This window comes from Streptomyces sp. SID14478 (assembly GCF_010548525.1).
Lineage (GTDB): Bacteria > Actinomycetota > Actinomycetes > Streptomycetales > Streptomycetaceae > Streptomyces.
In genome coordinates this window covers 1-5667 of sequence record NZ_JAAGMG010001112.1, presented here as the reverse complement: position 1 = coordinate 5667, position 5667 = coordinate 1, and the positions used below count along the sequence as shown (strand labels likewise).

Genomic DNA, 5667 nt, shown 5'->3' with positions numbered 1-5667 from the left:
TCTCGGGCTCCCGGCGCTCGTCGACGGCGGCGAGACCGGCCGACGCGTGCTCGACGCCGCGCCGGTAGGCCCCGCTGAGCATGCAGGCCTCGGCGGCCCCGGTCAGGACGCCGGCCAGGTCGGTGCCGAGCCGGGCCGCCGGATCCGGTACCAGGTCCCACAGTTCGAGGACCCGCTCCAGCATGCGGACCTGCTCGTCGTAGGCGTAGGAGCGACGGGCCAGGGCCGCTGCCCGGTGGGCGACGGCGAGCGCCCGCGGATGCGCTCCCGCGGCATAGGCGTGCTCCACGGCGCGGGCGTCGTCGTCGGCCAGACTCGCGGCGTAGCAAGCGTGCAGCCGGGTGCGCTCGCCGGGCAGCAGGTCCTCGTACACCGCCTGCCGGATGAGAGCGTGCCGGAACGCGTAGCCGTCACCGGACGTCACCAGCAGGCCCTGGTCGACCAGCAGGCGCAGCAGGGCGTCGAGGTCGGCGCCGCTCTCCACGGCCACGTCCTCCAGGAGCGGGTGCGTGATGTGGTCGCCGCCCGCCGACACCTGGTTCAGCAGCCGCCGGGCGGCGGAGGGCAGCGCACGCGGGCCCCGCAGGAGCAGCTCGCGCAGGCTGTCCGGGGTCCGTGCGTCGCCGTGCGCGAGCGCCTCGACGAACAACGGATTCCCGTCGCTGCGCCGGTGGACGCGGCGCACGGCGTCGGCGTCCGGCGCCGCGCCGAGGATCGCCGCGAGTTGCCGGCCGACGTCCTGTTCCGTGAGGCGGGGCAGGCGCAGGGTGGTGGTGCGCGGCCCTCGGGCCAACTCCGAGAGCAGCGGGCCCAGCTGTCCGGCGGCCGCCTCGCCGGCCCGGTAGGTGACGAGCAGCAGCACGCCGGGCCGCGTCAGATTGCGGGCCAGGAACGCGAGGAGTTCCCGGGACGCGGTGTCCGCCCAGTGCAGGTCCTCGATCACGAGGACGGTGGGCCGGTCGGCGGCCGCGCTCTCGACGACGTCCAGGATCTCCTCGTAGAGCCGGTGCCTGCCGGTGTCCTCCTCGCTCGGCTCGTCCAACTCCGGGAACCAACGGGCCAGTTCGCGCCGGCGCCCGGAGCCCGCCGCGCCGTCCCGGATCAGCCGGCGCAGCACCGCCACGAACGGCGCGTACGCGAGCCCCTCGCCGCCGAACTCCGCGCAGCCGCCCGCCACCACCCGCACCCCGGGCTCCAGCGACCCGGTGAACCCGGCCAGCAGCCGCGACTTCCCGATCCCCGCCTCACCGGTGACGAGCGCCACCGCGGGACCCTGCGCCTGCGCCGCCCGCCAGGCCTGCGTCAGCGCCTCCAGGGCCTCGTCACGACCGACGAGCACCGGGCTGACCACGCGTTCCGCCACCATCGCACCAGCATAGGAAAAGGGACGTCACGAGGCGTCTGAATACCGAACTCGCCCGATGCGGCAGGGGTGTTTACCCGGCAAGGCTCGACACATGAACACCCCTTCGCACCCGCTGCGCACCATCGAGGCCCACGAGTTCGACGCCTGGGCCCGCATGATCACCACGACGTACGGCCAGGACTGGCGCGAGGGCGCCCTGCGCAACGCCCGCGACACGATCGATCCGGCCCGCACGCTCGCCGCGTACGACGGCCCGGACATCGTCGGCGGCGTCTCGGTCTACGGCCGCACCCTGACGGTTCCCGGCGGCTTCACGCCCGTCGCGGGCATCACGCTCGTCGCCGTCCTGCCCACCCACCGCCGGCGCGGCATCCTCACGACGATGATGCGTCGCCGGCTCACCGAACTGCACGACTCCGGCGGAGAGCCGGTCGCCGCCCTGAACGCCGCAGAGGCCACCATCTACGGCCGCTTCGGATACGCCGTCGCCTCCCACCTGTCCCAACTCCACGGCAACACGCGGGATATGGCCATGCGTCCGGAGGTCGACCGGGGCGAAGGCGAGCTGCGCCTCCTCGACGCCGACCGGGCCCGACCGCTCATGGAGAAGGTCCACGACGCGGCCCGCCGGGAGAGCACCGGCTGGGTCGACCGGACCGAGAAGTACTGGAACGCCCGCCTCTACGACGCCGAGCACGTGCGCGACGGCGCGACCGCACTGCGCTACGTCGTCCACACCGAACCAGGCGGCGAGGTCACCGGCTACGCCCTCTACCGCACCAAGGCGCGCACCGCGCGGATCGTCGAACTCGCGGCCACCACCCGCCCGTCGTACGCCGCCCTGTGGCGCTTCTTCATCGACCTCGACGCCCACGACCACGTCACCTACGACGCGGCCCTCGACGAAGCGCTGCCGCACCTGCTGCTCGACCCGCGTGCCGTGCACACCACGGTGACCGACAACCTGTGGGTCCGTCTCGTCGACGTCGACCGGGCGCTGACGGCACGCAGGTACGCGACCGAACTGGACGTCGTCCTGGAGGTCGAGGACGCCTTCTGCCCCTGGAACGCGGGCCGGCACCGGCTGCGTACCGACGGCGGCGCGGTGCTGTGCGAGCGCACCCGGGACCGCGCCGACCTGCGCCTGTCCACCGCCGAACTCGGGGCGGTCTACCTGGGCGGCCCCACCCTGACGGCCCTGGCGGCCGCGAGCCGCGTCCAGGAACTGCGCCCCGGTGCGCTGGCCGCCGCGTCCCTCGCCTTCCGCGGGGCCCGCGAACCGTTCCACCCGTCGGGCGCCGCCTTCCCCGCCTTCTGAGCACGAGCCCCGCACCGTGACGTAACCCCGTGTCCGCCGCGACCGCGCCCCGCCCGCCAGCCGTCCTCCTCACTGCACGCTCGGCGCCGCGGCCTCCACGAACGCGCCCAGTGCCTCCTTGCAGCGCCGCGAGCGCCGGTCGCGGTCCTGTTCGTCCGTGGCCTCGTGCAGGCAGTTGGCCAGCTCGAAGGCCTGCTCCGCCAGGTGGCGCAACCGCGGTACGTCGCAGACCAGTTGGACCCGGGCCAGCGCCTGCCGGGCCGCGATGCGCGCCTCGTACGAGGCGAAGCGGGCCGCTTCCGCCTCGGGAGCGCCGGGCCGTTCCTGGGCGCGGAACCAGCGGTCGTTCTGGCTGCGCCGGTAGTCGAAGAGGGCGCCGGCGAAACCGCTGTACCCGGCGATGCGCTCCTGGCGCAGCTGCTCGGCGCGCGCGAGTTCCGCGGCGCGTACCGTCGCCCGCCCCTGGAAGTAGTGCGTGACGACCGAGCCGAGCAGGGTGCCGAGCACCGCTATCAGTGCCGCGTCCACCGCTGTGCACCTCTTCACATTTGGACGACATCCGGGAAAGCAGGGCGAGTTCGTGCGCGTCGACGGGCCGACGGCTACCGGCAGGGCGCGGTCACGGCTGGGGCCGCAGGGACATCCCGCGCCCCGCGAAATACTCCGCGAACCGCTCCACCGGCAGATCCGCCGTGCGCGTCGCCGGGTCCGTGCCCGACGGGTTGTGGAAGTGGAAGCCGCTGCCGTCGGGGGTGCGGGCCGTGATCAGGACGAGGTGGCCGCCGCGGCCCGGCGCGGGGTCGTGCGGGCGGCGGATCGCGTAGTGCACGGAGGCGATGACCAGGCGCCCGGCGTCGAGGAGTTCCCCGATCCCGTCCGTCGTCAGCTCCCGGTGCACCTGTGCCTCGACGCCGTGCGCCTCGCGTACGTACTCCACCGCCGGGGCGTAGACCATGCCGTGGATCTCGCCCTCGGCGTCGACCGTGTACGCCCCGAACTTCAGGGCGCCGTCGCGGAGTTCGAAGAGAGAGGGGGCGTCGGCGCCGAGCGCCATGCGCAGGCACGTCGCCCCGCACAGGTGGCCGCACCAGCGCGCGTAGTCCTCGACCGTCGCCGCGCCCGAGTCCCGCCACGCCGGGTCCTGCGCCCGGTCGAACTCCCCGGCCACGATCGCCCCGACGAGAGCGGCGGAGGCGAACTGGGTGTGGCTGGGGTACGGGCACGTCGAGCAGGAGGTCACTGACGGTATCCGCTCAGGAAGCGCCCGATCCGGCTGATCGCGGCGTCGAGGTCGTCAGCGTACGGGAGGGTGAGGATGCGGAAGTGGTCGGGCCGCGGCCAGTTGAAGCCCGTGCCCTGGACCACCTGGATCTTCTCGCGCAGCAGCAGGTCGAGGACGAACTTCTCGTCGTCGACGAGGGGATGGACCTTCGGGTCGAGGCGGGGGAACGCGTACAGCGCGCCCTTGGGCTTCACGCAGCTCACGCCCGGGATCTCGTTGAGCTTTTCCCACGCCTTGTCGCGCTGCTCGTGCAACCGCCCACCGGGCGCGGTGAGTTCACGGATCGACTGGCGGCCGCCGAGGGCGGCCTGGATGGCGTACTGGGCGGGCGCGTTCGGGCACAGCCGCATGGAGGCGAGCATCGTCAGCCCCTCCAGGTAGCTCTTGGCGTGCTGCTGGGGACCCGTGACCACCAGCCAGCCGGAGCGGAAACCGGCGACGCGATACGTCTTCGACAGGCCGCAGAAGGTGAGGACCACCAGATCGGGGGCGAGGGCGGCGGCGCTGTGGTGCACGGCGTCGTCGTACAGGATCTGGTCGTAGATCTCGTCGGCGAACACCATCAGGCCGTGCCGGCGGGCGAGGTCGAGGATGCCCTCGACGATCGCCTTCGGGTAGACGGCACCGGTCGGGTTGTTCGGGTTGATGATCACGACGGCCCTGGTCCGGTCGGTGATCTTCGACTCCATGTCGGCCAGGTCCGGGTACCAGTCCGACTGCTCGTCGCACAGGTAGTGGACGGCCTTGCCGCCGGAGAGCGTGGTGACCGCGGTCCACAGGGGGAAGTCCGGTGCCGGGATGAGGACTTCGTCGCCGTCCTCGAGGAGTGCCTGGATCGCCATCGAGACCAGCTCGGAGACGCCGTTGCCGAGGAAGACGTCGTCGACGCCGACCTCCAGGCCGAGCGCCTGGTAGCGCTGGGCGACGGCGCGGCGGGCGGAGAGGATGCCGCGCGAGTCGGTGTAGCCGTGCGCCTGCGGCAGCATCCGGATCATGTCCTGGACGATCTCCTGCGGCGCCTCGAAGCCGAACAGTGCCGGATTGCCGGTGTTCAGGCGCAGCACGCTGTGACCCGCCTCCTCGAGCGCGTCGGCGTGCTCGATCACGGGGCCGCGGATCTCGTAACAGACCTCGCTCAGCTTGCTCGACTGCCGGAACTCCATGCGCGTGCCCTCCAGGCGGACCAGGTGTCGCTCTCGTCACTTGGTTTTACCAAGTGGACGCTTGGAAAGTCCAACAAGTTGCATAGACTGCGAGCCATGCCACGCCGAAGCTACGACCAGTACTGCGCCGCCGCCCGCGCCCTCGACGCCGTCGGCGACCGCTGGACGCTCCTGATCGTGCGGGAGCTCCTCGCGGGCCCGCGCCGCTACACCGACCTGCACGCCGACCTGCCCGGCGTCAGCACGGACATGCTGGCCACACGGCTGAAGGACATGGAGCGCGACGGCCTGGCCACCCGCCGCAAACTGTCCGCTCCCGCTTCGGCGTACGTCTATGAACTCACCCCGCGCGGACAGCAGTTGCTGCCCGTGCTGCAGGCCCTGGGCGAGTGGGGCGCGCCGGAGCTCGCCCGGCGGCGGCCCACGGACGCGGTGCGCGCGCACTGGCTGGCACTGCCGGTGCTGCGCGAGCTGGCGGCGCTGGGGGAGCCCGGGGTCGTCGAAGTCTGCCTGGACGAGGGGACGTTCCACGTGCGGG

The 5667-nt window shown here is 72.7% G+C and carries 6 protein-coding genes; 2 read left to right on the top strand and 4 right to left on the bottom strand.

Annotated features, from left to right (window positions below; genetic code table 11):
• Nucleotides 1-1366: AAA family ATPase (locus G3I40_RS35930; RefSeq protein ID WP_164559029.1), on the bottom strand; the 1366-nt coding region annotated here is incomplete at its 3' end.
• Nucleotides 1367-1457: 91 nt separating this feature from the next.
• Here G3I40_RS35930 and G3I40_RS35925 point away from each other — a divergent pair.
• Nucleotides 1458-2684 carry a GNAT family N-acetyltransferase gene (locus tag G3I40_RS35925; RefSeq protein WP_164559028.1) on the top strand — a complete coding sequence of 409 codons (1227 nt, stop codon included), beginning with the start codon at nt 1458-1460 and terminating at the stop codon, nt 2682-2684.
• A gap of 69 nt (nt 2685-2753) precedes the next feature.
• Here G3I40_RS35925 and G3I40_RS35920 read toward each other — a convergent pair whose 3' ends face one another.
• The 3 genes from G3I40_RS35920 to G3I40_RS35910 all read right to left on the bottom strand — a co-directional run bounded on the left by G3I40_RS35920 (nt 2754) and on the right by G3I40_RS35910 (nt 5129).
• A complete protein-coding gene (locus G3I40_RS35920) occupies nt 2754-3212 on the bottom strand; it encodes a hypothetical protein (protein WP_164559027.1) in 459 nt (152 codons plus the stop codon).
• A gap of 91 nt (nt 3213-3303) precedes the next feature.
• Entirely contained in the window at nt 3304-3924 is a 621-nt protein-coding gene (locus tag G3I40_RS35915) for a peptidase (protein WP_164559026.1), read from the bottom strand.
• Entirely contained in the window at nt 3921-5129 is a 1209-nt protein-coding gene (locus tag G3I40_RS35910) for a pyridoxal phosphate-dependent aminotransferase (RefSeq protein ID WP_164559025.1), read from the bottom strand. Before G3I40_RS35910 ends, G3I40_RS35915 begins: the two co-directional genes overlap by 4 nt.
• A 96-nt stretch (nt 5130-5225) precedes the next feature.
• Between G3I40_RS35910 and G3I40_RS35905 the strand changes: the two genes are divergently transcribed.
• A partial coding sequence (locus tag G3I40_RS35905) for a helix-turn-helix domain-containing protein (protein ID WP_164559024.1) occupies nt 5226-5667 on the top strand: 442 nt, incomplete at its 3' end.